This window comes from Dehalococcoidia bacterium, assembly GCA_035310145.1.
Lineage (GTDB): Bacteria > Chloroflexota > Dehalococcoidia > CAUJGQ01 > CAUJGQ01 > CALFMN01.
The window spans coordinates 1-24,411 of sequence record DATGEL010000035.1; the positions used below are offsets into that span (position 1 = coordinate 1).

A 24,411-nucleotide genomic window follows, 5' to 3' on the forward strand; every position below is an offset into this window, starting at 1 on the left:
GTTCAACCGCCGCCGGCTCCATGGAGAGTTAGGCATGGCGCCGCCAGCGGAGTTCGAGGCCCTGTACTACGATGAGCAGCAGCCGCTTCCACTGGCTGCTTCCCAATAACCCGAGTCTCTATGAAACCCGGGGCGGTTCACGCACGTGACCCTCCCCGCCGGCTGGAATATCGTAAGCGAACTGGTGGCCTTCCGAATTGATACACAGATCGGCAGCGGGCCCGTTTACACGTTCGCAGCGGGCGAGAGCGGCTATCGAACGGTGACATTCGATCGCAGCCGTCCGCCCGCAGCCAGGGGTGTTGGTGCCGGCTACTGGGTATTCCTGCCATCTGCAACGCCGATAGATGTGCCTGCGTTCGGTCCCGACCCCTCAGCGCTCCACGTCAGCCCAGGCTGGACGATGGTGGCGAGCGATGCGGGGGTTCCGCTCCGTGTGATTGGCGCCGATCTCGTCTTACTCTATGACCCGCTAACCGACACCTACCAATCCACCGACCAACGGTTCGACCTTGGAGGTGGCGCCTGGGTCTACTCCGCTGCCGGTGCGGATATCCGGTTTGCACCGTGACCTGAACCGGGCAGTCGCCGTGGCGAAACGCCGTCTCTACAACGTCCAGTAGCGGCGCTGGTGCTCCACGATCTCGGCGATGCGGTCCTGCGTGTCGCGGCCCAGGTCCCAGGTCGGGCGCAGGGCGGCGGCGTTGGCCGCGCCCGGCTCGTCGATGCCGCTGCGCCGGCCGCACAGCTCTTCGATGATCGCCAGCCCGCAGTAGGGCGCGTAGGTCGGCGCGTAGCCCCCTTCGTGCAGCACGGCCATCCGCCCGCCGCAGAACTCACGCGAGAGCGCCATCATCATCCGCGTCATCGCGCGGAAGCCCTCGGAGGTCACGACCATGCGGCCGAGCGGGTCCATGCGGCTCGGGTCGAGGCCCGACGAGACCAACAGCAGCTCCGGCTCGAACTGCTGCGCGATCGGCACGACCACGCGCTCGAACGCCTCGACGTAGCCGCGGTCGCCGGTGCCGGCGGGCAGCGGCAGGTTGACGGTGTAGCCCTCGCCGGCGCCGGCGCCGCTCTCGCCCGCCAGGCCGGAGTTCGCCGGGAACAGCCCTTCCTGGTGCAGGCTGATGAACAGCACCGCTGGGTCGTCGTAGAAGGCGTCCTGCGTGCCGTTGCCGTGGTGCACGTCCCAATCGACGATCAGCACGCGCTTGACGCCGTGGCTGCGCTGCGCGTGGCGGGCGGCGATCACCACGTTGTTGAAGACGCAGAAGCCCATGCCCTGGTGCGCGACGGCGTGATGGCCCGGCGGGCGCAGCAGGCCGTAGGCGTTGGGCGCGCCGCCGGCCATCACCGCATCGACCGCGCTCATGGCGCCGCCGGTGGAGAGCAAGGCGATCTCGAACGAGCCGGGCGCTACCGGCGTGCCCGGTCCGGCGTTACCGCCGCGCAGGCTCTCGGCCTTCACCCGCTCGATGTAGTCGCGCTTGTGGTAGAGGCCGACGTCCTCGTCCTGCGCGGGGTAGGGCTGCACTTCGTCGAGCTGCGCGATCAGGCCGGACTTGTCCAGCAGCTCCTTGACGCGGCCCACGCGGCGCGGACTCTCGAAGTGCGGCTCGAACTCATTGAAGGGGAACGGCTCGCCCGTGCCGGAGAGGCGCATCGGTCCGGTGTCGTGCAGCAGGTAGGCCGGGTCGAACACCAGCGCCGTGCGCTTGCCGTTGCCGCTCGCTTCTGCCACAGAACCGCCTCCGTCGCATGGTTCGGCCGCCGTGCGCTGCCGGGCATCGATTCGCGGGCCGGCCGAGCGTGGGGCAACCTCACGGTAGCAGCGGTGTCAAGCCGGGCGCGGTGCGAAGCCACCAGGGGAAATGGTGCGGACGGCTCTGATGCATGCACCTGTTGCGGTACAACGATGTGGGCGAAGATTGCGCGGTTCCAGGGCTGAGCCGCGCGGAGGATCCTCCCCATGGTCGTGCTGCCGCTGATCGGCTTGTGCGGCGCCGGTGTGCTGACGGCCTGGCTGTTCAGGCGCCGGCGCGGGCGCCGGGGGGTGCGCAGATTCCGCCGCGGCGCCCGCCGCGGCGTGGCGGCCGCGCTGGCGCTGCTGCTGCTGCTGGCCGCGGCGCCGGCCGTCTTTCTCCGGCTGGCGGGGCCGGAACGCGGCGTGCAATTTCCCTTCATGATGGCCGCGCTGCTGTTCGCCGGCGGGCTGCTCGTTCTCGCTCTCGGCTGGTGAGCCGGCGACGCGCTATCGCTCGGTTGCAGGCGGCTCGTTCATGATCTCGCGCAGTTGCGCCGGGCTGAGGTTGCCGCCGCTCAGCACCAGTGCGATCCGCCGACCGGCCAGCCGTTCGCGCAGCAGCAGGGCCGCGGCCAGCGGCGCCGCGCCCGCGCCCTCGGCCAGCGTGTGCGCCTTCTCGATCAGCAGCCGGATCGCCTCGCGGATCTGCGCGTCGCTGACCAGCACGAAGTCGTCGAGCAGCTCGGCCATGATCGACTGCGGATAGGAGAACGAGCTGCGTGTCGCCAGCCCCTCGGCGAACGTCTCGATCGACGGTGTCGTCACCGGCCGGCGCTCTTTCCAGGTGTGATATGCGGCCGGCGCCCCTGCGGCCTGCACGCCGATCACACGAATCGCCGGGTCGATCGCCTTCGCCACGATGCAGGCCGCCGCCGCGCCGCTGCCGCCGCCCACGGGCACGATGATCGTCTCGATCTGCGGCTGCGCTTCGAGCAGCTCCAACGTCAGCGTGCCCACTCCGGCCACGAGCAGCGGCTCGTTGCCGGAATGGATGTAGCGGTAGCCGCGCTCCGCGGCCAGCGCCTCGACGTGCTCGCGGGCGGCGTCGAAGTCGTGGCCGCAAACGATGATTTCGGCGCCCAAATTGCGCATCGACTCGACTTTGGTCGGGTTTGCGCCCTCGGGTACGCCGATGATCGCCGGCACGCCGAACAGCTTCGCCGCGTAGGCGACGGATTGCCCGTGATTGCCGGAGGAGGCGGCGATCACGCCGCGGCGGCGCTCGTCCTCGGAGAGCCGCGACATGAGATAGACGCCGCCGCGCACCTTGAAGGCGCCGACGGGCTGGCTGTTCTCGTGCTTCACCCAGACCTCGGCGCCGATCAGCCGGTCGAGCGCCGGGTAGTTGGTGAGCGGCGTGGGCGGCAGGTAGCGCTGCAAGACGCCGCGGGCCTGCAGCACGTCGCGCAGCCTCGGCCGTGGGAGTTGCATGGGTTCACCTCGCGCAGACGCGTCATTATAGCCGGTGGGGTGTTGGGCGAAGGACGCAGGGCGCGGGAAGTGGGCGTGAGATTGGATTCCAGTGTCCGCGCTCGCCGCCGGGCTGCAAGGCGGGCACAGCGCGGCGTGGCGGCGGGCTGCCTGCTGCCGCTGCTGCTCTGGGCCGCGCTGCTGGCGATCTCGCCGCCCACGCGGCTGGCGGCGCGCACGCTGACGCTGCTGCCCTCGTTCTTCGCTGCCTTGCCCGGCTCACCGATCGACCTGGTGACGGCCAGGCCCGTGCGCGAGGTCGTGGAGCTGCCGCCGGTCGACGGCTACGTGCGGGCGCACATCTACCGTCCGCCGCACGGTCGTCACCCGGCGCTGGTGCTCTCGCTCGGCCTGGACCCGGCGCCGCCGGACGACGTGCGCGTAGTCCGGCTGATGGACGGGCTGGCGCGTTCCGGGCTGGTCGCCGTACTGGTGGAAAGCGAGGCGCTGAACGGCGACCGACTGGCGCCCGATCTGCCGCGGGCGCTGGTCGAAGGGGTGCAGTTCGCCGCCGAGCAGCCGTACACGCGCCCGGATCGGGTCGGCATCTTCGGCTTCTCGGTGGGCGGCTCGCTGGCGATCGTGGCGGCGACGGACCCGGCGATCCGCGACCGGCTGCGCAACGTGGACGCCTTCGGCAGCTTTGCCACGCTCGGGGACGCGCTGCTCTCCATCGGCACGCACACGCTCGACGATCGCGGCGCGGTGCGGCCGTGGAATCCCAACGGCATCGCCAGTGAGCACCTGACGAACGTGCTGCTGGCGGGTCTGGACGATGCGCAGGAGGCGGCGGCGCTGCACGGGTACTTCGTGGAGGGCGATGTGCACGCGCTCGACGGAGTGAACCTCTCGCCGGAGGGCCAGGCAATCAAAGGGTTGCTGAGCAGCCGCGATCGGGCCGAGGGGAAGAGCTACGTGCCGGCGCTGCCGGCGTCGTTGCAGGCGAACCTGGCGGCGCTCTCGCCGCTGCCGCGCGTCTCACAGGTGCGGGCGCGGCTGTTCATCATGTACGACCGCGACGATCCCCTGCTGCCGTTCACCGGCTCACGCGATCTGTGCGCGGCGGCGCGGGCGGCGGGCCTGAAGCCGTACTGCTCGGCCTTCTCCATCTTTCAGCACGTGGACCCGAAGCGCGCCGGGAATCCGATCACGTTGGTGCACGACCTGACTGAGCTGTACCTGCATGCCTTCGCGGTGCTGCGCAGCCTGCAATGAGGCGGCTGCGTTGCCTCGGTCCAATAAGGCGTGCGCTGGTGGCCGCGGCGCCAGTGTCCGCGGCCGTGAGGGAGAGGAGGAAGGCTACGCGACTTCGGCCATGAAGGCGACGAGCTCGCGGCGCAGCTCTTTGGACATCCGCTTCTCGTTATCGACGAGCCGCGAATAGCAGCGCACGCAGATGCAGGCGCGGTAGCCCCCGCGAATCTCCACGTCGTCCAGTTCAACGTCAAAGTGGCAAACCGTACAACGAAACATGGTGTTTCCTCCTGCCCTGGAGCCCTCCCCTGGGTTGATAGTCGAAGGGTATGCCACGGCAGTGCATAGGGCTGTTCCCTGAATTATGGACGAGCTGTGAAACTGCCCACCTCGCGCCTTACGTCGGGCGAACGCAACGTCGCCCGGCGCGTTTTCCCCGTTACACCCATATCTACGGCCGGCAGCCGCTGATTAGCGCGTGCTGATGCAGGATCATGTCTCCTTGTGCTAGAAATACGTCTCAGCGGGCCGCTGTGGATGTGTGCGATCGTGGTCTGGCGCGTGATCTCGGCTATACTGCGCTCACGTCGAGGGCGTGGTGGTGGGCGTGCGGAACGAGGACACGGTGCTGCTGAGGGCGTTGCGGGCGGCCGCCGCGGGCTGGCTGCTGGCGGCGCTGCTCCTGGCAGGCTGCGGCGGCTCCTCCGCGAAGAAGACGCCGACGCCGCTGGCCGGCGAGCTGCTCTCCGGCCGTAACAGCGTACACAGCGACACCTGCCCGCCGGACGCCAATCCGTTGTCGCTGGTGCTGCCCGCGCTGGTGCGCATCACCACGCCGCCCGACGCGGCCGGCAGCTACTCCTCCGGCACCGGCATCATCATCGACACCGGCTGGGTGCTGACCAACCAGCACGTGATCGACTCGGCCGCCAGCTCGTTCGTCAATACGTTCTACGTGGACGGCCACAAGAGCCCAGGCAAAGTGATCGCCTCCGACCCCGATCTCGACCTCGCCCTGGTGCAGACCGATACCGGCACGCTGCCCTCCGCCACCTGGGGCGACGAGGGCAAGCTTGAGAACGGTTCGGTGCTCTATGCGGTCGGCTACTCGGGCGGCGCGCCAGTGCCGTTTGAGGAGCAGGGCCGCTATATCCAGACGACGGTGGACCGTGGCACGGGCCAGGCGTATATCGTCAGCGACGTGCAGTTGCAGCACGGCGACAGCGGCGGGCCGTTGCTCAACCGCTGCGGCCAGGTGATCGGCATCAATACGGCACGGATTCCCAACGGCATCGGCGGCAGCGAGAACGCCGGCCTCTCCATCCCCGGCTTCGGCGCCCGGCGCTGGGCGATGAAGAACCGCAGCGGCCAGTAAGACGGCATGCGCGCGACGGGCCGGGCTGCCGGTACGCCGTTGCCGCTGCTGCTGATCCTCGGCGGCGCGCCGGGCAGCGGCAAGACGACGCTTGCGCTGCGGCTGGGCGAGGCGCTGGCGCTGCCGGTCTTCACCAAGGACGGCTTCAAGGAATCGCTCTACGAGAGCCTTGGCGCCGGCGACCAGGAGGCCTCGCGGCGGCTGGGCGTGGCGGCGCTGGCGTTGCTGAGCGACGTGGCCGCGCGCCTGCTGGCGGCGGGCGTTTCCGTGCTGATCGAGGCCAACTACCAGCGCGGCCTGGCCGAGGCCGACCTGCGGCCGCTGGCCGCGCGGGCGCGCACGGTGCTGCTTCACTGCGGCGGCGATGTGGAGACGATCGTGCGTCGCTACCAGGCGCGGGCGGCGCGCGGCGAGCGCCACCCCGGCCATCACGATGGCGCGGCGCTGCCGCGGCTGCGGCAGTTGCTCGGCACGGCGGCCTACGAGCCGCTCGATCTGGGCGTACCCCTGCTGCGGGTGGACACGACCACGGCGGCCGACTACGCGCCGGGCTTCGCCGAGATCGTGCGCTTTGTGCGGGCCGCCAGTCCTGCTGAGCGGTAACCCGGCTTACGCGAGCGCAAAGGCCGCGTCGAGGGCAATGCTGAGAAGTCGCCGCTCTGCCGCTTCGTAGGCGGCGCCCTCCAGCCAGTCGCGCCCGCCGGCGGCATTGACCACGACCACCAGGCAGCCGGCGCGCAGGCCGCGCAGCGCGGCCACGGTGAACAGGGCGCTCGCCTCCATCTCGAAGGCCAGCACGCCGCGCGCCGCCCAGCGGGCGGCATGGTCCGGGCTCTCCGCATAGAGCGCGTCGCCCGTGGCGATCAAGCCGATGTGATGCGCGGCCTCGGCTTCCCCTGCCGCATTCGCCAGCGCCGAGACGACGGCGAAGTCGGCCGCGGGCGCGTAGGGATCGCCGGCGAGGTAGGCGCGCGTGGCGCCGTCGAGCGGTACGCTGGCCGTGGCGATCACCAGGTCGCCGGCGCGGATGCGCTCGGAGGCGCCGCCCGCCGTGCCGATGCGGATCAGCGTCTTCGCGCCCAGCTGCGCCAGTTCCTCGGCTACGATCGCCGCGGAGGGCGCGCCCATGCCCGTGGTCTGGATGGACACCCGGCGGCCACGGTAGGCGCCGCTGAAGCCGAGCAGGCCGCGGTTCTCGTTGTAGCAGCGGGCGCCGGCGAGCAGCGCCGCCGCGCGCCGCGCCCGGCCGGGGTCGCCGGGCAGCAGCACGACCGGCGCGAGATCGGCGGCGCTGGCGTGGAGATGGATCGGCACGGCCTACTCCAGCTCGGCGCAGACGCGGAAGCCGTAGTCGTTGTATTCGAACGCGGGCGGAATGGCGCTGCGCGCCGCGCAGCGGCTGACCTTGACCTGGTGGCGCCAGGCGCCGCCGCGCGAGACGCGCCGGGTGCCTGCGGCCGGGCCGCGCGGATCGCGTTCTGCCAGCGTGGCGTACGCGTCGGCGGCGTACCAGTCGCCGCACCACTCGTGCACGTTCCAGCCCATGTCGCGCAGGCCAAAGGGGTTGGCGGGGCCGCTGCCCGCCGGCGCGGGCCGGTCCATCGGCGCGTCGGCCAGCGGCAGGCCGGAGGCGGTCAGCGGCAGCCCGTTGCCCCAGGGATACAGCCCGCCCTCAACGCCGCCCCGGGCCGCGTACTCCCACTCGGCCTCCGTCGGCAGGCGCAGGCGGCGACCCGTCCGTGCGGAGAGCCAGGCGCAGTAGTCGACGGCGTCCTGCCAGCGCACGCCGACGACGGGCTGCGCGGGATCGGTGAAGCGCGGATCGCGCCAGAAGCGCGGCGGGCGGCCGCAGGCGGCGACGAAGGCCGCGTATTCGTGGTTGGCCACGGGCGTGCGGGCGAGCGCGAACGGCGGTAGCCAGAGGCGGCGCGGCGGCCGTTCGTCGGGGCGGCCGTCGCGGCTGCCCAGCGTGAACCAGCCGCCCGGCAGGGCGACCAGGTCGGGAAGCAACGTGGCCGCCGGGGAGTCGCTCGCCGTCATCGCGCCACATCCTCCGCGCGATCTGCCGCTGCGAGCGTACCACGCGCTCATCGAACGGACCCGAGCCGGCCGCTGGGCCAATTGGACTGCCCGATCCGGTCCTAAAGGACTGGCGGACGCTGCCCCAATTTTTCTTGACGTGTTTTTGACTCCGGCGCATCATCGAGGTGGAGGCGGATGCTCATCTGAGTGTTCGCTCGACTCCACGTCGCGCGTCGCGCGGCGGTAAACCTGGGAGTGGGGCTATGCTCATAGCTCTGATCGCGATCCTGGCGTTCTTGCTGGCGGTCTTCGCGATCACGAAAGTGGTCGCATTTCTGATCGGGCTGGTGTTTCTGCTGCTCGTGGCCACGCTGTGCGGCGCCATCGCCGAGCACATGCTGCACTACGACAGCGACGGCATCCTGACCACGGTGGGAGTAGGATTGGTCGGCTCGGTGATCGGCTGGCTGATCGCCAGGGTGCTGCACCTGCCGACCTGGCCGCACATCGCCAGCCTGCCGATCGTCTGGACGGTGGTTGGCTCGCTGGTGCTGGTGGCCGGCATGAAGGTCGTGTCGCCCCCGTCGCGGCGGCGGCAGCTGGGCAGCGGCAAGGGGCTGCTGCGCTAGTCCACGGCTGAACCACGGAAACCGCTGAACACGCCGGCCGGAGTCTTCGCTTCGGCCGGCGATTTTGCTTGCCGCCTGCCCTGCAACCGGCCGAGGTGCGCGCGAGCGTGTCGAGTTTGGCACGCGATGGCGGCTACGACGCGCCCCAGCCGGCCACGAGCGCGGCCAGCGCGTCGCGCCAGATCCGCTCCGCGTAATCTTGGGGGAACGCACAGCGGAGTTCGAGCGCGGCCAGGCCCTCGCAAAGCGCGTGAAACTCGTAGAGTGCGTCGGGAAGCGTGCGTAACCCGAGCTGCCCCGCCGCTGCAAGCCGGCTGACTCTGCTCCGGAGTCCGTCCAAGGCGTGCTCGGCTGCGTCGCGGAACCCCTCGGTGAGTTCCGATGGGGCCGCGACACGCTGCACCGCGAGCTGGAACAGTGCCGGATGCTGGAGCACGAAACGACGAAAGTCCCGTACATCCGCCTCCACCAGGTCAACAGCCGGATCCTCGGTTACCGGTAACGCGATAAGCGCGGTCCGGAGCAGGTCGAAGCCGCGGACACCAAGCGCCACGACGAGGCCGTCCTTCGAACCGAACACGCTGTAAACAGCGCGGGTGGTCGTGCCGACCGCGCCTGCCACACGCCGGACCGAAAGCGCCTCCAGACCGTCCGTGGCAACCATGCGTTCCGCGGCATCGAGGAGGGCGAGCCGGGTCCGCTCATCATGTTCCTTGGGTCGCCCCATTGCTTGACATCCTATCGTGACGATGTTACGTTACATCGTATCAGAAACCCCAGTGACGCGAGCAGGAGGACCATACCATGACCAGTGTGCCGCAACAGGCCGACTTCGACACCCAACCGCCCGTGCCGGTGGCCGAGTACGAGCAGGTCGTCAAGCGGGTCAACGTCGGCTACGAGCTGCTCTTTACGCTGACCAGGTGCTGCTTACGTGCCCTTGCGCAGCCCGCATTGCAGCTGCTCGTCGTCGGAGCCGGCGGCGGGGCGGAGCTCGAGGAGTTTTTGCCGGCCAATCCCGGCTGGCAGATCACCGGCGTGGACCCGTCGCGGGAGATGCTGGCGCTGGCGCAGGCCAAAGCCAGGCGACTGGGCCTGCAGGAGCGCGTGGACCTGGTGCGGGGCAGCGTCGATGAGCTGCCGGCCGAGCCACGATTCGACGCGGCGACCTGCATGTTCGTGCTGCACTTCCTGCCGGATGAAGGCAAACTGGCGCTCCTGCGGGGCATCGCGCGGCGACTGCGCCCTGGGGCGCCCCTGTTGGTCGCCAGCGGCGTCCGCCCCGACGGCGGCGGCTTTGAGGAAGATCTGCTGGGTGCCTGGCAGCAGTACGGGGAGGCGCAGGGGATGCCTGCCGAGCGGATGGCGGCGACGATCGCCCAGATCTTGGCGCAGCCGGCGACCCCATTGGCGGAGTACGAGCGCCTGCTGCGCGATGCCGGCTTCGGTCGCAGCACTCGGCTCCTCAGCGTCCTGGGCGGCGGCATCACGGCCTGGCTCGCACGCTAGGCCGCGTGCCGTTTGTGTGACCCTGCCGATCGGCCGTCCGCAGTCATCGGGCGCTGGCGGAAAGCAACGCCGCCGGCGCCGGCGGCGTTCCAGCTTTGCGGCACGGACGTCCGTGGCTCCGTTGCCGATTTGCGGCCGCGCCCGGCTCAATCATGCAGCGGCGTGTAGGCGACGCGGAACGACGGATTCAGCATCTGCAGGCGTGTGACCAGGGCCAGCACGCGGCCGAGATCCTGGTTCGGCACGCGCAGCTCCACGCCGTCGCTCTCCCGCGTTTGCAGCATCACCCGGTACATCGGCACCCCTCCTCGCCTGCCCGGCCCGGCGGCACACCCGTGGCGCGCAACACAAAAGCCGCCGCGGGAGCGCATCCCGCGGCGGCATCGCCAGCGTCGTCGGCCTTCGACGGTGTTCGGCTGTCTGCAATCTTCTGTTGTCTGGCGTCTCATGAGGCTCCGGCGGCGCGCTGCCGCGCCTGTGCTGTCCTCACCTTCAGTATCGATCAGGTGGCGGCGATTCACAAGAGCGAAGATGCCTACACGCTCGCTCTGATTTTACGCGCCGATCACATAACCACTTCTTCCGGCTCAACGCTGCGATCGTTGAGGCGAACACCCGGCCCGATCAGGGCTGCCTGACCGGCCACGGCCGCATCGAGCCGCGCGCCGGCGCCGACGTTGCAGCCGTCGGCCAGCACGGAGCCCGTGATGCGGGCCTCCGCATCGATCGTGCAGGAGTTCCACAGCACCGAGCGCTCGATCGTCGCGCCGGGGCCGATGCTGCTGCCGTCGCCGATCGCCAGCGGGCCGATCAGCCGGGCGCCGGCGCCGATCTGCACCCCGCTGCCAAGCAACACGGGGCCGGCCAGCTCCGCGTCCGGCGCGACCTTGGGCGGGGTCAAGGCGGCGGGATCGTCGTGGGCGCAGAGCGCGGCGAGCGCGGGCCATGGGCGCAACGGCAGGACGCGCAGCGCGGGCTCCGCCAGCAGCCGCAGTTGCGCTTCGAGGTAGCGGCCCGGCGTGCCGATATCGACCCAGAAGCAGCGCTCACAGAACGCCTGCACCCGCTCGCCGCCGGCGATGAGCTGCGGGAACAGCTCCGTCTCCACCATCGAGCGGCGGCCGGCGGGCACCCGTTCCAGCACCCACGGCTCGAACAGCCAGACGCCGGCGTTCGCCCAGTGCGAGGGAGCGGTGCCCGGCGGCGGCTTCTCCACGAACTGCAGCACGCGGTCCTCGCCGTCCAGCTGCGCCACGCCGAACATCGAGGGGTCATCGACCTCGATGAAGAAGATGCTGACCGCGGCGTCGTACTGCTGGTGCCGCGCGATCAACGGCGCAAGCTGCACGTTGGTGAGGATGTCGCCGTTGAAGGCGAAAAACGGCTCGCGCAGCCGCTCGCGGAACTGGGCGATGGCGCCGCCGGAGCCGAGCGGCTCGGCTTCCACCTGCATCGTCAGCCGGATCCGCCAGCGGCTGCCGTCGCCGAAGTAGCGCTGAATCGCGTCGGGTTGGTGGCCGAGCGCGAGCATGACCTCGTCGACGCTCTGCCCGCGCAGGTAGTCGAGCATGTGCTCCAGAAAGGGCCGGCCGAGGATCGGAACCATCGCCTTGGGCGTGCGCCGGGTCAGCGGCCGCAGCCGCGTGCCCTCACCACCAACGAGAATGACGCCCTGCACCCGCTGCCGGCCTCCCGCGCTACGCCTGTGTACCTAGTGTAGTCCGAGTCGAGCGCAGGCGCCGCCCGAGCTCGCGGCCGGAGTCATGTACGGGAAGGCACGCGGAACCAGCCGCGTGCCTTACTCCTGTTACTCCTGTTACTCCTGTTACTCTTGGATGAGGTGCACGGGAGTCCACTGCCGCTTGCCGGAGGCCTGGCCGGTCGCGGCATCACGCGGTGAGACGACGCCCAGCGTGAAGAACGTGCCCGCAACCGCCTGCCCTAGCCCGGCCGCGCCGAAGAGATATCCGCCGACCTCGTCGCTCACCGTCTCCTGCTCCATCTCGGCGAACTGCTGCGCCGACAGCCGGCACTGCTCGAGCAGGGCGCGAGGGACCAGATACGCCTGCCCGCGGTCGTCGCGCAGCAGCAAGGCCTCCACGTGGTCGTCACCCATGGCGGTGCTCCCCCTTCGCTGCCCGCACCCGTGGGGCGGGCGCCGCGGCAAGTGTCGGTCCTGCCTGGAGTAAACCGGTAGCGCTACCTTCACAGATTGCGCGTGAACTTGCCAATAGCGCGGCTGGGCCGCCTATCCCTGCCTCGCTTTGGGCTCGGCGGTCCTTTCCCCTCATGTGACTCATGTGACTCATGTGACTCATGTGACATGAGGAAGGGTGCGGGTCGAGGAGATCCGGTAGCCCTCGGACAACCGTTCCCCACGGGGGAAGGGACAGGTTTCGCTTGCGAAACCAGGGATAGGCCCGCCTCATACTACCGCCTGGCGCGCCGGCAGCACCGAGGCGGCGGGCACGTAGCCGCGCCAGGCGGCCGCCATGCGCCGCACGCCTTCCTGCAGCAGCTCGGGCGGCAGCGTGAACGGCAGGCGCAAGCAGTCGCGGTGGACGCCGTCCGCGGCGAAGACCGGACCGGGCACGATCGTCACGCCGAAACGCTCGCAGACCTGGGCGAAGCCCGCCGCGTCGCCGGCGGGCAGCCGCACCCACAGCGAAAGACCGCCCGCCGGCTCCTGCCACTGCCACTCCGGCACGAAGCGGTGGAGGCTGCCGCCGAGCGCCTCCAATCGGACGCTCAATTCTTCGCGTCGGCCGGAGGCGGCCTCGGCGGTATGCGGCACCAGCTGTGCGGCCGCGAGCTGACTGAGCACGCTGCAGCCCAGGTCGGCCGCGGCCTTGAGGCCGACGAGGCGGGCGATCACGTGCGTGGAGGCGCGGATCCAGCCGATGCGCAGCCCACCCCAGAAGGTCTTGCTGGCCGAGCCGACGGTAACGATCGGGCTGTCCTCGTCGAGGCTGGCGACGTGTGGCGGCATCGCGCCGTCTCCGAACGAGATCTCGGCCAGCACCGTATCTTCGATCAGCGGCACCTGCGCCTGACGCACCATTTGCGCCAGCCGGCGCCGGCGCAGGTGGCTCATCACCGCGCCGGTGGGATTGTTGAAGGTCGGCGTTAAATAGACCAACCGCACGCCTCCGCGGGCGAGCAGCTCCTCGAGCACGTCCAGCCGCGCGCCGCCCGCGTCCAGCGGCAGCGAGAGCACGTGCGCTCCCGCCGCGCGCAGCGCCTCCAGCGCGCCGGGATAGGTCGGGCTCTCCACCACCGCGGTGTCGCCGGGCTGCAGGTAGAGCGTGCAGAGCAGCGAAAGCGCCTGCTGCACGCCGCTGGTGATCAGGATCTGCTCGGGTCGGGTGGGCAGGCCGCAGGCGGCAAAGCGCGCCGCCACAGCCGCGCGCAGCGGCTCGATGCCGGAGGGTGCGTAGCCGTGACCTGCCAGCAGCTCCCGTGTCAGCGCGTCGCTCAGCCGCTGGATGGCCCCGGCAACGAGCGGCGAGGCGGGCGGCGCCGCCACGGAGAAGTCGATCGTGGTGGCCGGTTGCTCGCTGAGGCCGCGGAAGACGGGGTTGCGGCCGAGGCCCAGCAGGCGGGGATGGTGGATGGTGCCGGTGGCGCTGTCTGCCGGCTGGCGGCAGACGTAGGTGCCGCTGCCCTGGCGACTCTCCAGCCAGCCTTCCTCCCGCAGCAGGGCGTAGGAGGCAACCACCGTGCTTCGGCTGACCGCGAGCACGCCGGCCAGCGCTCGTTCAGGCGGCAGGCAGGTTTGCACGGGCAGCTCGCCGCGGCAGACCAGGTCGCGCAGCGCTTCCGCGAGCTGGCGATACAGCGGGCCGTTGCCCAGCAGCCAGTGGCCGAGCAGCCGCGTCAGCCGATCGCTGTCGATCACCGTGCGAGTGCGCCTCATGCCAATCGCTCCAGTTTGGCTGTCGAATCCGCGTATTGGACACCATAGTATGCCGAACAAGGTTCGCCATGCGGCCGGAAAGCGACTGATTGGATCGCAATCTGGCTTGCCAGATGCTCCGGAGCCTGAGGAGGGCGGCGAGAGGGAACTTGGAAAGCGATCCGCTCTCCCTGCCCTCTCGCCCTTGCACCGCGGCTTGGAGATCCGCGCCGGGCCAAGCGCGAGTGGGAGAGAGGGCAGCCGCTGGGCCATCCAGATCGATCGTATCGATCATGTCCGGGGCCCAGAAGCAGCCGGTCGTTGCCCCACGCGTGCGGCCACCTGCGCCCGGGTGAGCGGTTCCCAGGCCGACTCCAGGGCGGCGCGGCTGGCGCCCAGCCGCGGCCGCGGTGCAGGCTCGGCAGGGTCAGGCGGTGCGGGCGAAGAGCATCGCCCCGCGCTTGGTCAGGGTAAGCGGCGTCTCCACGCGCGCCGCCACCTCCGCCGCCAGCGCCGGCGCGACAAGATGGCCGATCAGGTAGCGGCTCACCGCCTCGGCGTCGGGCAGGCGGGTAAACGGCCCGTCCCAGCGCTCGACCTCGACCTCGGCAAAGACCGCGCACAGCCGTTCCGGGCCGTTCTCCGCGTCGAAGCTGAGCGGCGGCTCCGGCGGCAACAGCGGGGCCATCTCCGGCGCGTCGAAGCGGCTGGGCGCAGCGGCGGCGAAGAGGCCGCCCGGTCGCAGCACGCGCGCCGCCTCGCGCAGGGCCGTCGCCGGATCGTCCACGTGATAGAGCATGTAGAGCGCGGCCACGCCGTCGAAGCTGGCGTCGCGGAACGGCAGCCGCGTCGCCTCGCCCTGCAGGCGCTCGCCCGCGCCGCGCCGTAGCTGCGTAGGTGAGAAGTCGAGGCCGACCCAGCGCATGCCCGCAGGCAGGCAGAGGCGCAGCCGGCCGTCGGCGCAGCCCACGTCCAGCACCGTGCCGGCGCCGGCCTCCGCGAAACGCTGCGCGATGCGCGGATGCACATCGCCCGCCAGCCCGTAGGCGGCGAGGGCTTCTTCGTTGATGCGCCAGCGTTCCGGATTGCTGTCGTAGTCGCTGGGAAGGGCGCGCATGACCTCAACCTCTCCTCTGCTCATCTCGTGCAGCGCATGGGAGGAGGCGCTGATCCGGCGTCGCGCGATGCAACCTCTTAGCTGTTCCGCCGGCATCGTCCGAGGCCGGCTCGGCGTGATCTCCCCGATGCGGCACGTGACCACACCGGCCGCCGCCGCATTACAGGCGTTTGGCGACCACGTTGAACAAGGGGCGCCTGGTGAGCCGTCTCAAGATGTGCTGGGCTGTGGTGTCCTCGAGTCTGGCGTGCCAACCAATGAAATGCAACGTGTAGCCCCGCGACTCAAAGAAGTGCAGAACCGCAAGTTCACCTGATGTATCAGCGCGTAACGGAGGACCGGCGGCCTCGAAGAGCACGAACGCACCTTCGTTGCGGGTAAGTGTCTGTATACTGGATTCGAGAACATCCAGTTCGAATCCTTCAACATCCAGCTTAATTCCTGAAATGGCTGGCCAGTTAAGCTCTGCCATCACAGAATCCACGCTTCGTGCTGACACAATCTCATACTGGCCGGAGCTTCCGGCGTTCGTGTCGGCGATCGAGTTCCACATTGGCGTGACATCATTGATGTTCAATGCGATCTCGCCATCACTTCGAGCTGCCGCCGCATCTACAACCTTCATCCACGGATATCCGTTCAAGTCGGCATTATATCGCAATAATTCGGCCGAGCGCCGGGTCGGCTCGAAGGCGACTACCGTGCCTGTGGCGCCTACCACCGACGCCGCGACGAGCGAATAGTAGCCAATATGGGCGCCAATATCGAGAAATCCGTCTCCGGGACGTAGAACGGAACGTATATAGTCGATCTCTCTACATTCATACGTGCCCAACGCCATATGAAACTCACCACCGCGTGCGTTGGCGTCAGGTCGCGTCATGGCCAGCTGCACGCCGTGAATGCGATGCGGCGCCGTGGTGTAGGCAGACCGCGCCGCCCAAGGATCGAAGCGATTACCGACCCAGCGCATCGGCAAGCGCAGTGGGCCGGAGTCGATGAGTGGCGAATCTGCCAGCCGCCATCGGCAGATAATTGCTCGACGCAGTGCGCCACGTTTCTGCATCGCGAGCCAGCGGACGGCGGCACGTTTCATGAGGTGATGCCTCGGGGGATGATCGCCCTGGCGCAGTGCGCCTCGTGGCGGCGAATCGCAAAGGTGTCGGGGCCGGGGACTTTCGCGTACACACCGGCAGGTTACCGCGTGTGTATCTCAGCAGCTCTCGCTGCAACCCGCAACACGGTCAGACGAATACCGTGCCTTGTTGCACACCGCGCAGTATGGTCATGGTAGGCGATCAGGATGGGCGCAGAGTTTGCAACAAGTACAGCCGCGGTGGCGGCCGCCTGAGATTGCGTTGTTGGCCGCGTCGTAGCCGGCGGGCGTCGATCTGATCGGCGGCGACAGATCTGTTCCCCTGCGGAGGTGCTGAGACCTGCCGAGGACCCTACTATCGCGCCGCGTTCGGGTCGAGGCCGTGCTCGCGCATCAGCCGTTCGCGCTGGTACTTGCGCACGGCGGCCTTCAGCGTGCTGAGCGAGAGCATGGCGCAGCGCGGCCGCAGCTTCACCGTCTCCTCGCCCAGGATCTCCTGCATGCCGCTGAAGTCCATCTCGGCCACGTCTTCCAGCGTGAGCGGCCTGCCGTCTTCGTCCATCAGCTCCATGAGGATGCTGGCCGAGGCCTGGCTGATGGTGCAGCCCTCGCCGGTGAAGTGCACGTCCGTGATCGTCTTGCCGTCGTCGCCGACGCTAAGGTAAATGCGCACGATGTCGCCGCAGCCGGGGTTGCCGCCCTCGACTTCGGCGTCGGCGGCCGGCATGGCGCCGCGCTTGTGCGGGTGTTCGTAGTGTTCGCGCAGGAACTCGATCCGTTCCTGCCGGTCCATGTCCATGATGCTGTCCTGATCTCGGCCTTGCCCTGGGAAAAACCGGCAGCGGCGGTCGAGAGCATGATGCCACCTCTCGACGGCCGCTGCCTACTGCCGGAAGCCCTCCGGCGTGCTCTGGTTCTGCCTACTTCTCGATCGGCACGCCGATCACGTTGCCCCACTCGGTCCAGGAGCCGTCGTAGTTGCGCACCCGCGGGTAGCCCAGAAGCTCGTGCAGCACGAACCAGGTGTGGCTTGAGCGCTCGCCGATGCGGCAGTAGGCGACGATGTCCTTGTCGCCGCTGATGCCCTGTCCGCCGTACAGCTCCTTCAGCTCGGCCGCGCTCTTGAAGGTGCCGTCTTCGGCCACGGCGCGGCCCCAGGGGATGTTCCTGGCGCCGGGGATGTGTCCGCCGCGCAGCGCCCCTTCCTGCGGGTAGTCCGGCATGTGCAGCAGCTCGCCGCTGAACTCGCCGGGCGAGCGCACGTCCACCAGCGGCTTGCCTTCGCCCGTCTTCTGCCGGCCGCTGTAGCCGATGTGCTTGAGCACGTCGTCGCGGAAGGCGCGGATGGCGGCGTCCTGCTGGCCGGGCGTGTACTGCGTCGCCGGGTAGCCGGGCGTGTCCTTGGAGAGCTCACGCCCCTCGTCCACCCACTTCTTGCGCCCGCCGTTCATGATCTTCAGGTTCTTGTGGCCGTTGTAGCGGAAGAACCAGTAGGCGTAGGCGGCCCACCAGTTGTTCTTGTCGCCGTAGATGATCACCGTGGTGTCGTTGCTGATGCCCAGGCGGCTCATGAGCTGGGCGAACTGCTGCGGCGCGATGAACTCGCGCATCGTGGCGTCTTGCAAATCGGTGTGCCAGTCGACCTTGACGGCGCCGGGCACGTGGCCCAGGTCGTAGAGCAGCACGTCTTCGTCGGACTCGACGATGCGGATACCGGGGTCGGCGTGGTGCTGCGCCACCCAGTCGGTGCTGACCAGCACCTCGGGGTGCGCGTAGCCGTTACCAGAGACCATGACAGACTCCTCACTCGAAAACTCGCCGCCGGCGCACACCGGCAACCGTTTCTCTACCAAGTATAGCAACAAACTCAAGTATTCACGCGGGCGAACGAACGCGCAACCCGTTGCGCCCTTTTCTCGGCCGGACGGCGGCTCAGCGCCGGCCGCAGCCGCAGCCGCCGCGGCCGCAGGCGCAGCCGCCGGCGCCGCCCGCGGGGCCGCTGATCACAAAGCCCCGACCCTGCGCGTGCGCGACATAATCCACGGTGACGCCGCTGAGGAAGGGCGCCGAGACCAGGTCGACGATGAAGCGCACGCCGCCCGCTTCGATTGCCAGGTCGTCGGCTTCTGGTTCGCCGGCGAGGGCAAGCCCGTACTGAAAGCCGTTGCCCCGCCTGGCGGCGAGGAAGACGCGCAGCGTGGCGTCCGGCCGGCCGCGCTCGTGCAGCACGCGGCGCGCCTGCTCGGCGGCGACGGGCGTCACGGTGAAGAGGGCGGCTGCCAGCGGAGAGGCCTCGCGCGGGCCGGTCATGGCGGCGCTCCTGCGGCATGGCTCGCTGGCCCCACCGTACCACGCCACGCCGGCTCACGCTCGGTCGCCTCGCCCAGCATTCTGCAACAAAATCGCAGCACCAGACCGCTTGACTTGGCCTGTTATGCAATAATAATAGAGATGCAAGGCAATAACAGCCAGCGGCGAGGCTCAGGTCCGGCGGCAGGTCCGCCCCCTGGTCGCCGGAGCCGGTGCTCTCCCTGGCCCTGTCTTGCGACGATCGCTGCCCCGGGCCGCCTGGATCGCGGCCCGGGGCTTCGTCTTTGTCCGGCCGGCGCCTGCCTAGCTGACGATGTCCGAGCCGATCAGCCAGCGCTCGCCGACGCGGTAGAGGTAGTACTGGTTGTCGTACCAGGCGTCGGCCGAGTCGTACTCATAGCCGTCGTACGACCAGGTCTGCGCGATCCAGTGCTCGCTGGTGTGTACCCAGGCGTAGTTCGGCCCCACCGACTGTTCGATCAGCTGGATGCTCTGCAGCCGCAGCACGCGGTAGCTGCCCGTGGCCCGCAACTGGCCGATCTGGCTCAGCAGATCCTGCAGCGCGTCCTGGCCCCAGTACAACCGCAACTGTGAGGCGTCGAGCGAGCGCATGGCGCGGGCGTAGGCGAGGTTCGCGCGGTTGATCGTGCCGTAAATGTCATTGAAGCAGGGGAAGTAGCCGCTTACCGGGGGCGGCGCGGGCGCTGCTGCCGCGCCGGGTCCGACCGGCAGCGGCGGGCCGGGCGGCACCGGGCAGATAGGACCGGGCGGCACGATGCCCGGAGGGGCAGCGGGCGCCGCGGCCGCCGCGCCCGCGCTCGACGGCGCCGCCGCCGGCTGGGCGGGGGCGGCGCTGCCGCCGCTGCCGCCGGCCGCCGTGGTGGGAATGCAGGCGACGGTGTCCGGGTCTTCACAGTCGGGGTCGCTCTGGGCCGAGACGTGGCGGCCGGCCGCGCTCAGGCTGGCGAAGGCCAGCGCCAGCATGAGCAGCACAACGAGGCCGCGCCGGCCGATCCGTGGCCATGAGCTCTGCTGAAGCCGTGTGAACATTGCACTCCTCCCTGCGTCGTTCGTCACCCGTTCAGCAGCAGAGGACGCGGCGTTGCACCATTTCTTGCAGCGCGCGAGCGGCCGCGTGGGACGGATGCCGCGGCCGTCTGCGAAGATGTCATGCGAGCGATGCACGAGGCAGAGAGTGGATCACTGGCCGCCGGAGGCGGGATGACGGCGGATCGCGGGCGCATCTGCCCCGAGCCTGCGCTGGCCGCCCGCTGCCGCGCGGCAGTGGAGCGGCTGACCGCGCGCTACGGCTGGCGGCTCGACCATGCTGCTGCAGCCGCGCTTGTGGCAGACGCTGCCGAGACGCTGGCGGGCGAACCGGGGCAAGCGGAGCGCCTGCTCGAACAGACCTGCTGCCGCCTGCGCTTCGCCCGCCTGCACGCCGTGCTCGCCGCCGGCGGCGCCACAGCCGCGCAGGCGTTGGACGAGCTCTACAGCGTGCGCTGGTTCGAGGCCGAGACGACGGACGTGCGCTACGGCGGCTACCTCTTCCGCAGCGCGCTGACGGTGCTGCGCCGCCGGCTGGCCGGCAGCGGCATCGAGCAGACGACGCTGGAGCAGCTTGCCGCCGACGCCGCGGCCCGTGCCCTGACCACGGTGCGCGCCCGCTACGCCGACTGCCGCGACGCCGATTCGTTCTGGGGCTGGACGGCGCGCGTGGCCGAACGCGCGGCGATCGACGAGCTGCGTTCCGGCCGCGCCACGGGCGGCAGCTCGCTGCGCGCCGCCTCGCTGGATGCGCTGGGCGAGGGCCAGCTCGGCGCTGCCGCCGCCGATCACGCCGAGGAGCGGCAAGTGGACGCGATCGCGGTGCGCGAGGAGCTGCTGCGCAAGTGCCGCCTGGGCAAGCTCAGCCGCGATCAGCGCGAGGCGCTGGTGCGCAGCTTCTGGGGCGGCGAGAAGCCCGCCGAGATCGCCGCCGCGCTCTCGGCTGAGCGCGCGGCGACGGTGACGGCGGCGCAGGTCTCGCTGTGGAAGCACCGCGGCCTGCAGGTGATGGAGGCCAACCTGCGTGACCGCGGCTACGGCGGCGGCGGATGATGTCCGGGTTCGTCCTGCAAGAAACCCGCGTCGCGCCTCGTCCTCTTGCCCGTAGGATGACGCCTCGGCAGCGGGTCGTGGCGCCTGGAAGCCGGCGGCGATGGCGATGAACCCGCGAGACGAGCGGTGCGATGCGGTGCTGGCGGCGCTGGCCCGCGGCGGCGCCGAGACGGACTGGCAGCAGATCGATCGGCACCTCACGACCTGCGCCGCCTGCGCCGCCGGCCTGGCGCGCTTCACGGACGCGGTCGCCGAGCAGTTTGCCGCCAGCGACCTGCTCGCGGCGCTCATCGCCTTTCCCGACGCCGCCGCGCGCGAAACGCGCCGGCGGCGGCTCTGGCCGCGGGTCGCCGGGGCGGCCGCCGCCGCCGTGGCCGCGGTGGCGCTGCTGGGCGGCGTGTTTGTGCTGCGCTCGGGCCGTGGCGGCACGGGCGGCTCCTCGGCCGTGGCGGAACGGCTGCCGCAGTACGTCTCGAAGTTGTATGTGCTGCCGCAGCGCGCGAACGCTACCTACTACAACGGCGACCGCGTGCAGGTCTGCCTGAACGTCAACCAGCCCAGCCACGTGCTGCTGGAGGTGCTCGAAGGGCACACGACGACGACGCTGCTCGACACCGACGCCGACGCCTCCACGTCCGACCGGTGCTTCCCCTACACCGTCACGGCGCTGCGCGGCCGCGCCACGCTGCGGCTGGAGGCGTTCTACGGCCCCACGCGCATCGCCCGCGAAGAGGTGACACTGCTGCCCGCGCCGCCCACGCCGGCGCCGTAGACGCCGCCCTTCCCGGATCTCGCCGGCGCGGCCTCCGCAGTGGCCGGACCGGCCGGGCGGACGCCTGCGGCAGTCGCACCAAACGCGTTCAGGTCCGCGCGACCGGCGCCAGCGCGGTGATGCTGTGCCGCACGCTGCCCAGCGGGTCGTCGGCGTTGTCCGGCAGGCAGAGCAGGACGACGTTGTCGACGCCCAGCTCGCGGAACGCCTGCAGGCGGGCGGCGCAGTCGGCGGGCGGGCCGACGACGGTGTGATCGTACAAGAACTCCGGCGTGAGCGCGGCCAGCGCCTCCGCACGCTGTCCCGCCGCCCACAGCGCATTGACGCGGTCGCAGAGGGCGCCGTAGCCGTCGGCGCTGAAGACGCGCCGGTAGACGGGCGCCAGCGCGTACTGGATCAGCTCGCGCTCGTAGCGTTCGCGCAGGAAGGCGGAGTCCGGCGTTTCGGTGACCGTCGTGCGGATGAAGGCGGCGATCGTGACCGCTGCCGGATCGCGCCCGGCCTCAGCGACACTTTTGCGCACCCGCTCAATGGCGCGCCCGGCGTAGCTCAGCGTAGGGAAATTCAAAATCACGCCGTCGGCGATCGCGCCGGCCAGCGCCAGCATGCCGTCGTTGAGGGCGCCGAAGTAGATCGGCGGCACACCGGCCGCGGGCACAACAAGCTGGGCGCCGTTGAGCGCGTAGGGGCCATCGCTCTTGATGCGCTCACCGCCGAGCAGGCGCCGCACCAGTTCCGTGTAGGCCCGCATGTGGCCCAGCGGCGTGCTCCAGGGCAACCCGTGCCAGCGCTCGACGATCACCGGCGTGCTGGTGCCGAGGCCGAGCAGCAGGCGGCCGCCGGAGAACTCGTTCACGGCGTTGGCGGACATCGCCATCAGCAGCGGGCTGCGCAGGTAGACGCCGGCGATGCCCGTGCCGAGCTGCATGCGGCTGGTGCTCGCCGCCATCGCCGTGAGCAGCGAGACGACGTCGTAGCCCGCCGTCTCCGCCACCCAGGCGCTCTCGTAGCCGAGCCGCTCGCCCTCGGCGGCCAGCGCCGCGATCTCGCGCACTGTGCCGACGGTGGCGACGAAGCCGCTGCGTGGCGCCTGCATGGGAGTTAGGTTACAGGTTACTGGTGACAGGTTACAGTAGGGGCGGGAGCGGGTTCCGGCGCGCGGGAGCAGCTGACACTTTCCCTGTCACCTGTCACCTGTCACCTGTCACCTGTCACCTGTCGACGGGGGAGTGACGATGAAAGAGGTCTTCCTCTTCCTCTCGGTCGGCCTGGCGAGCGCGGTAGAGTTCGTCGAGGCGCTGACGATCGTGCTGGCGGTCGGGCTCACGCGGCAGTGGCGCAGCACGCTGATCGGCGTGGCGGCGGCGGCGGCGGCGCTGGGCGTGGGCGTCGCGATCTTCGGCGCGGCGCTCGTCGCCTTCGTGCCGATCGACGCGTTGCGCCTCGTCGTCGGCGGCTTCCTGCTCGTTTTCGGTCTGCAGTGGGTGCGCAAGGCCGTGCTGCGGGCGGCGGGGCGCAAGGCGCCGCACGACGAAGACAAGATCTTCGCCCGGGAGCGCGAGGAGGCGGCGCAGCACGCGGTCGTGGCGCAGGGCATGGACTGGTACGCCTTCACCGTCTCGTTCAAAGGCGTCTTCCTGGAAGGCGCGGAGGTGGCCTTCATCGTGGTGACCTTCGGCACAAACGCGAAGAACATCCCGCTGGCCGCGCTGGGGGCGCTGGTGGCCGCCGTGCTGGTGATCGGCGCCGGGGTGCTGCTGCACCGGCCACTCTCTGCCGTGCCGGAGAACACGCTCAAGTTTGCCGTCGGGCTGATGCTGACGACGTTTGGCGCCTTCTGGGCGGGCGAGGGGCTCGGCGTCTCCTGGCCGGGAGAGGACCTGGCGATCCTCGGCCTGCTCGCGATCTTCGTCGCCGCCTCGTGGTTTGCCGTCTGGGCGGTGCGCCCGCGGCCCGTGAAGACGCCGGCACCGGCGCAGTTGCGCCCGCACCCGGGAGACTAGCGGCGATGCGCTACGTCGAGGCGTTCTTCCGCTTCTGGTACGACTTCCTGATCGGCGACGACTGGCGCATCGCCGCCGGCGTCGTGATTGTGCTGCTGCTCACGGCCGCGGTGGTGCATGGCGTCTCGGCGCGGGCCGCGGGCGCGATCGTGCTGGCCGGCGTGCTGCTCGTCGAAGGCTACGCGCTGTGGAAGGCGGTCAGAGCAGGGGCCTGACCCCGCCCTGCCTACCCCCGCCGTGGGCCTGTCCCTCCCTCGCGCAGGCGCTCGGATTCCCTTCCCGACTCGGGAAGGGCGGGCTTCGAGGTGTCCCGGCGTCCGGCGGACAACCCTTCCTCATGTGACATGATGTGACTGACATGATGCGACTCTCATGATGTGACATGAGGGGAAGGGACAGGTTTCGCCTGCGAAACCACGGCCAGGCGCGGCGAGGCCGTTGCAAGCTCGCTGCTATACTTGCGCCGGCGACGCTGATCCGCGCGGCCGCGCCCGTCGTACTACCTGTTGCAGTGCAGACCGTGCAAGTTGAACGCAGCGACGAAGATCTGGTGGCAGCGCTCGCGGATCGGGATGCCACTGCCCTCGAGGCGCTGTACGAGCGGTACGGCCGGCTGGCGTTTTCGCTCGCGGTGCGCATCATCGGCGCGCCGGAGACGGCCGAGGAGATCGTCCAGGAGGCGTTCCTCTCGATCTGGCGCGGCGCCGCCACCTACCAGCCAGGGCGCGCGGCCGTGCGCACCTGGCTGCTGAGCATTACCCACCACCGGTCGGTAGACGCCGTGCGGCGGCGCTCGGCCAGGGTGCAAACGGCTCCCCTGGAGGACCAGGCGCAGTTCGCGGGAGTGCAGGACGTGTGGTCCGACGTGAACGCCTCGCTGCTGCGCGACGAGGTCCGCTCCGCGTTGGCGCAACTGCCCGCGGAGCAGCGTCAGAGCATCGAGCTGGCATATTTCGGTGGGCTGACCTATCCCGAGATCGCCGAGAAGCTTGGCCTGCCGCTGGGAACGGTGAAGAGCCGCCTGCGCCTCGGGCTGCAAAAGCTGCAGGGGTTGCTGGAGAATCCGAATCTGCGCGCCGACCCGCGCTGAGACAGCCGGGTGCCAGAGGGGG

Annotated in this window: 29 protein-coding genes; 12 read left to right on the plus strand and 17 right to left on the minus strand. The window is 70.0% G+C overall.

Annotated features, from left to right (window positions below; genetic code table 11):
- Positions 1 to 145 precede the first annotated feature (145 nt).
- Positions 146 to 571 (plus strand): hypothetical protein, encoded by a 426-nt coding sequence (locus VKV26_06140; GenBank protein HLZ69478.1) that lies wholly within the window; start codon positions 146 to 148, stop codon positions 569 to 571.
- 36 nt (positions 572 to 607) lie between these two features.
- On the opposite strand, the gene VKV26_06145 is transcribed toward VKV26_06140, so the two are convergent.
- Positions 608 to 1,744, minus strand: a complete 1,137-nt coding sequence (locus tag VKV26_06145; protein ID HLZ69479.1) for a class II histone deacetylase — start codon at positions 1,742 to 1,744, stop codon at positions 608 to 610.
- 228 nt (positions 1,745 to 1,972) lie between these two features.
- Here VKV26_06145 and VKV26_06150 point away from each other — a divergent pair, with 228 nt between their 5' ends.
- Complete coding sequence (locus VKV26_06150) at positions 1,973 to 2,242, plus strand: hypothetical protein (GenBank protein HLZ69480.1); 270 nt, start codon at positions 1,973 to 1,975, stop codon at positions 2,240 to 2,242.
- A gap of 12 nt (positions 2,243 to 2,254) precedes the next feature.
- On the opposite strand, the gene VKV26_06155 is transcribed toward VKV26_06150, so the two are convergent.
- The gene (locus VKV26_06155; protein ID HLZ69481.1) at positions 2,255 to 3,238 is read right to left on the minus strand and encodes a threonine/serine dehydratase; all 984 of its coding nucleotides are present in this window, start codon (positions 3,236 to 3,238) and stop codon (positions 2,255 to 2,257) included.
- Between the two features lie 135 nt (positions 3,239 to 3,373).
- On the opposite strand from VKV26_06155, the gene VKV26_06160 reads away from it, so the two are divergent.
- Entirely contained in the window at positions 3,374 to 4,492 is a 1,119-nt protein-coding gene (locus tag VKV26_06160) for a hypothetical protein (protein HLZ69482.1), read from the plus strand.
- A gap of 84 nt (positions 4,493 to 4,576) precedes the next feature.
- On the opposite strand, the gene VKV26_06165 is transcribed toward VKV26_06160, so the two are convergent.
- Positions 4,577 to 4,750, minus strand: a complete 174-nt coding sequence (locus tag VKV26_06165) for a hypothetical protein (protein HLZ69483.1) — start codon at positions 4,748 to 4,750, stop codon at positions 4,577 to 4,579.
- Between the two features lie 319 nt (positions 4,751 to 5,069).
- Between VKV26_06165 and VKV26_06170 the strand changes: the two genes are divergently transcribed.
- Complete coding sequence (locus VKV26_06170; GenBank protein HLZ69484.1) at positions 5,070 to 5,846, plus strand: serine protease; 777 nt, start codon at positions 5,070 to 5,072, stop codon at positions 5,844 to 5,846.
- 6 nt (positions 5,847 to 5,852) lie between these two features.
- Positions 5,853 to 6,449 (plus strand): AAA family ATPase, encoded by a 597-nt coding sequence (locus VKV26_06175; protein HLZ69485.1) that lies wholly within the window; start codon positions 5,853 to 5,855, stop codon positions 6,447 to 6,449.
- Positions 6,450 to 6,455: 6 nt separating this feature from the next.
- Here the strand turns inward: VKV26_06175 and VKV26_06180 are convergent, their stop codons facing one another.
- Both VKV26_06180 and VKV26_06185 read right to left on the minus strand, forming a co-directional pair.
- Entirely contained in the window at positions 6,456 to 7,160 is a 705-nt protein-coding gene (locus VKV26_06180; protein ID HLZ69486.1) for a purine-nucleoside phosphorylase, read from the minus strand.
- Between the two features lie 3 nt (positions 7,161 to 7,163).
- Positions 7,164 to 7,886 (minus strand): SUMF1/EgtB/PvdO family nonheme iron enzyme, encoded by a 723-nt coding sequence (locus tag VKV26_06185; protein ID HLZ69487.1) that lies wholly within the window; start codon positions 7,884 to 7,886, stop codon positions 7,164 to 7,166.
- A gap of 245 nt (positions 7,887 to 8,131) precedes the next feature.
- On the opposite strand from VKV26_06185, the gene VKV26_06190 reads away from it, so the two are divergent.
- Entirely contained in the window at positions 8,132 to 8,497 is a 366-nt protein-coding gene (locus VKV26_06190) for a hypothetical protein (GenBank protein ID HLZ69488.1), read from the plus strand.
- Positions 8,498 to 8,630: 133 nt separating this feature from the next.
- Here the strand turns inward: VKV26_06190 and VKV26_06195 are convergent, their stop codons facing one another.
- Positions 8,631 to 9,224, minus strand: coding sequence for a TetR/AcrR family transcriptional regulator (locus VKV26_06195; protein HLZ69489.1), 594 nt, complete (start codon positions 9,222 to 9,224; stop codon positions 8,631 to 8,633).
- 77 nt (positions 9,225 to 9,301) lie between these two features.
- On the opposite strand from VKV26_06195, the gene VKV26_06200 reads away from it, so the two are divergent.
- Entirely contained in the window at positions 9,302 to 10,006 is a 705-nt protein-coding gene (locus VKV26_06200; protein ID HLZ69490.1) for a class I SAM-dependent methyltransferase, read from the plus strand.
- A gap of 146 nt (positions 10,007 to 10,152) precedes the next feature.
- Here VKV26_06200 and VKV26_06205 read toward each other — a convergent pair whose 3' ends face one another.
- The 10 genes from VKV26_06205 to VKV26_06250 all read right to left on the minus strand — a co-directional run bounded on the left by VKV26_06205 (position 10,153) and on the right by VKV26_06250 (position 19,474).
- Positions 10,153 to 10,302 carry a hypothetical protein gene (locus VKV26_06205; protein ID HLZ69491.1) on the minus strand — a complete coding sequence of 50 codons (150 nt, stop codon included), beginning with the start codon at positions 10,300 to 10,302 and terminating at the stop codon, positions 10,153 to 10,155.
- 269 nt (positions 10,303 to 10,571) lie between these two features.
- Positions 10,572 to 11,684: an NDP-sugar synthase gene (locus VKV26_06210; GenBank protein HLZ69492.1), complete on the minus strand. Its 1,113-nt coding sequence runs from the start codon at positions 11,682 to 11,684 to the stop codon at positions 10,572 to 10,574.
- Positions 11,685 to 11,831: 147 nt separating this feature from the next.
- Entirely contained in the window at positions 11,832 to 12,122 is a 291-nt protein-coding gene (locus tag VKV26_06215; protein HLZ69493.1) for a hypothetical protein, read from the minus strand.
- 309 nt (positions 12,123 to 12,431) lie between these two features.
- On the minus strand, positions 12,432 to 13,922 hold the full coding sequence (locus tag VKV26_06220) for a PLP-dependent aminotransferase family protein (GenBank protein ID HLZ69494.1): 1,491 nt from the start codon (positions 13,920 to 13,922) through the stop codon (positions 12,432 to 12,434).
- A gap of 406 nt (positions 13,923 to 14,328) precedes the next feature.
- Entirely contained in the window at positions 14,329 to 15,018 is a 690-nt protein-coding gene (locus VKV26_06225; protein HLZ69495.1) for a class I SAM-dependent methyltransferase, read from the minus strand.
- A 160-nt stretch (positions 15,019 to 15,178) separates the two neighbouring features.
- Positions 15,179 to 16,114 carry an FkbM family methyltransferase gene (locus VKV26_06230; GenBank protein ID HLZ69496.1) on the minus strand — a complete coding sequence of 312 codons (936 nt, stop codon included), beginning with the start codon at positions 16,112 to 16,114 and terminating at the stop codon, positions 15,179 to 15,181.
- Positions 16,115 to 16,469: 355 nt separating this feature from the next.
- Complete coding sequence (locus VKV26_06235) at positions 16,470 to 16,913, minus strand: iron-sulfur cluster assembly scaffold protein (protein ID HLZ69497.1); 444 nt, start codon at positions 16,911 to 16,913, stop codon at positions 16,470 to 16,472.
- A gap of 121 nt (positions 16,914 to 17,034) precedes the next feature.
- Positions 17,035 to 17,907: a sulfurtransferase gene (locus tag VKV26_06240; GenBank protein ID HLZ69498.1), complete on the minus strand. Its 873-nt coding sequence runs from the start codon at positions 17,905 to 17,907 to the stop codon at positions 17,035 to 17,037.
- A gap of 139 nt (positions 17,908 to 18,046) precedes the next feature.
- A complete protein-coding gene (locus tag VKV26_06245; GenBank protein ID HLZ69499.1) occupies positions 18,047 to 18,424 on the minus strand; it encodes an iron-sulfur cluster assembly accessory protein in 378 nt (125 codons plus the stop codon).
- A gap of 303 nt (positions 18,425 to 18,727) precedes the next feature.
- Positions 18,728 to 19,474: a hypothetical protein gene (locus tag VKV26_06250; GenBank protein HLZ69500.1), complete on the minus strand. Its 747-nt coding sequence runs from the start codon at positions 19,472 to 19,474 to the stop codon at positions 18,728 to 18,730.
- A 171-nt stretch (positions 19,475 to 19,645) separates the two neighbouring features.
- Here VKV26_06250 and VKV26_06255 point away from each other — a divergent pair, with 171 nt between their 5' ends.
- Together VKV26_06255 and VKV26_06260 are read left to right on the plus strand one after the other, a co-directional pair.
- Complete coding sequence (locus tag VKV26_06255; protein ID HLZ69501.1) at positions 19,646 to 20,524, plus strand: hypothetical protein; 879 nt, start codon at positions 19,646 to 19,648, stop codon at positions 20,522 to 20,524.
- 106 nt (positions 20,525 to 20,630) lie between these two features.
- A complete protein-coding gene (locus tag VKV26_06260; GenBank protein HLZ69502.1) occupies positions 20,631 to 21,296 on the plus strand; it encodes a hypothetical protein in 666 nt (221 codons plus the stop codon).
- 88 nt (positions 21,297 to 21,384) lie between these two features.
- Here the strand turns inward: VKV26_06260 and VKV26_06265 are convergent, their stop codons facing one another.
- Positions 21,385 to 22,392, minus strand: coding sequence for an LLM class flavin-dependent oxidoreductase (locus VKV26_06265; GenBank protein HLZ69503.1), 1,008 nt, complete (start codon positions 22,390 to 22,392; stop codon positions 21,385 to 21,387).
- A gap of 139 nt (positions 22,393 to 22,531) precedes the next feature.
- Here VKV26_06265 and VKV26_06270 point away from each other — a divergent pair, with 139 nt between their 5' ends.
- From VKV26_06270 to VKV26_06280, 3 genes are all read left to right on the plus strand, one after another.
- Positions 22,532 to 23,299, plus strand: coding sequence for a hypothetical protein (locus VKV26_06270; GenBank protein HLZ69504.1), 768 nt, complete (start codon positions 22,532 to 22,534; stop codon positions 23,297 to 23,299).
- Between the two features lie 5 nt (positions 23,300 to 23,304).
- Positions 23,305 to 23,514: a hypothetical protein gene (locus VKV26_06275; protein HLZ69505.1), complete on the plus strand. Its 210-nt coding sequence runs from the start codon at positions 23,305 to 23,307 to the stop codon at positions 23,512 to 23,514.
- A gap of 335 nt (positions 23,515 to 23,849) precedes the next feature.
- A complete protein-coding gene (locus tag VKV26_06280; GenBank protein ID HLZ69506.1) occupies positions 23,850 to 24,389 on the plus strand; it encodes a sigma-70 family RNA polymerase sigma factor in 540 nt (179 codons plus the stop codon).
- The last annotated feature ends 22 nt before the right edge of the window (positions 24,390 to 24,411 follow it).

What these genes read in the sequence shown, in the direction of transcription:
- VKV26_06245 (HLZ69499.1), bottom strand. Translation starts at nt 18,424, where the DNA reads ATGACCGGCCCGCGCGAGGCCTCTCCGCTGGCAGCCGCCCTCTTCACC.
- VKV26_06235 (HLZ69497.1), bottom strand. Translation starts at nt 16,913, where the DNA reads ATGGACATGGACCGGCAGGAACGGATCGAGTTCCTGCGCGAACACTAC.
- VKV26_06205 (HLZ69491.1), bottom strand. Translation starts at nt 10,302, where the DNA reads ATGTACCGGGTGATGCTGCAAACGCGGGAGAGCGACGGCGTGGAGCTG.
- VKV26_06270 (HLZ69504.1), top strand. Translation starts at nt 22,532, where the DNA reads ATGAAAGAGGTCTTCCTCTTCCTCTCGGTCGGCCTGGCGAGCGCGGTA.
- VKV26_06255 (HLZ69501.1), top strand. Translation starts at nt 19,646, where the DNA reads ATGACGGCGGATCGCGGGCGCATCTGCCCCGAGCCTGCGCTGGCCGCC.
- VKV26_06150 (HLZ69480.1), top strand. Translation starts at nt 1,973, where the DNA reads ATGGTCGTGCTGCCGCTGATCGGCTTGTGCGGCGCCGGTGTGCTGACG.
- VKV26_06200 (HLZ69490.1), top strand. Translation starts at nt 9,302, where the DNA reads ATGACCAGTGTGCCGCAACAGGCCGACTTCGACACCCAACCGCCCGTG.
- VKV26_06155 (HLZ69481.1), bottom strand. Translation starts at nt 3,238, where the DNA reads ATGCAACTCCCACGGCCGAGGCTGCGCGACGTGCTGCAGGCCCGCGGC.
- VKV26_06195 (HLZ69489.1), bottom strand. Translation starts at nt 9,224, where the DNA reads ATGGGGCGACCCAAGGAACATGATGAGCGGACCCGGCTCGCCCTCCTC.
- VKV26_06265 (HLZ69503.1), bottom strand. Translation starts at nt 22,392, where the DNA reads ATGCAGGCGCCACGCAGCGGCTTCGTCGCCACCGTCGGCACAGTGCGC.
- VKV26_06220 (HLZ69494.1), bottom strand. Translation starts at nt 13,922, where the DNA reads ATGAGGCGCACTCGCACGGTGATCGACAGCGATCGGCTGACGCGGCTG.
- VKV26_06225 (HLZ69495.1), bottom strand. Translation starts at nt 15,018, where the DNA reads ATGCGCGCCCTTCCCAGCGACTACGACAGCAATCCGGAACGCTGGCGC.
- VKV26_06175 (HLZ69485.1), top strand. Translation starts at nt 5,853, where the DNA reads ATGCGCGCGACGGGCCGGGCTGCCGGTACGCCGTTGCCGCTGCTGCTG.
- VKV26_06240 (HLZ69498.1), bottom strand. Translation starts at nt 17,907, where the DNA reads ATGGTCTCTGGTAACGGCTACGCGCACCCCGAGGTGCTGGTCAGCACC.
- VKV26_06250 (HLZ69500.1), bottom strand. Translation starts at nt 19,474, where the DNA reads ATGTTCACACGGCTTCAGCAGAGCTCATGGCCACGGATCGGCCGGCGC.
- VKV26_06185 (HLZ69487.1), bottom strand. Translation starts at nt 7,886, where the DNA reads ATGACGGCGAGCGACTCCCCGGCGGCCACGTTGCTTCCCGACCTGGTC.
- VKV26_06190 (HLZ69488.1), top strand. Translation starts at nt 8,132, where the DNA reads ATGCTCATAGCTCTGATCGCGATCCTGGCGTTCTTGCTGGCGGTCTTC.
- VKV26_06215 (HLZ69493.1), bottom strand. Translation starts at nt 12,122, where the DNA reads ATGGGTGACGACCACGTGGAGGCCTTGCTGCTGCGCGACGACCGCGGG.
- VKV26_06165 (HLZ69483.1), bottom strand. Translation starts at nt 4,750, where the DNA reads ATGTTTCGTTGTACGGTTTGCCACTTTGACGTTGAACTGGACGACGTG.
- VKV26_06260 (HLZ69502.1), top strand. Translation starts at nt 20,631, where the DNA reads ATGAACCCGCGAGACGAGCGGTGCGATGCGGTGCTGGCGGCGCTGGCC.
- VKV26_06275 (HLZ69505.1), top strand. Translation starts at nt 23,305, where the DNA reads ATGCGCTACGTCGAGGCGTTCTTCCGCTTCTGGTACGACTTCCTGATC.
- VKV26_06230 (HLZ69496.1), bottom strand. Translation starts at nt 16,114, where the DNA reads ATGAAACGTGCCGCCGTCCGCTGGCTCGCGATGCAGAAACGTGGCGCA.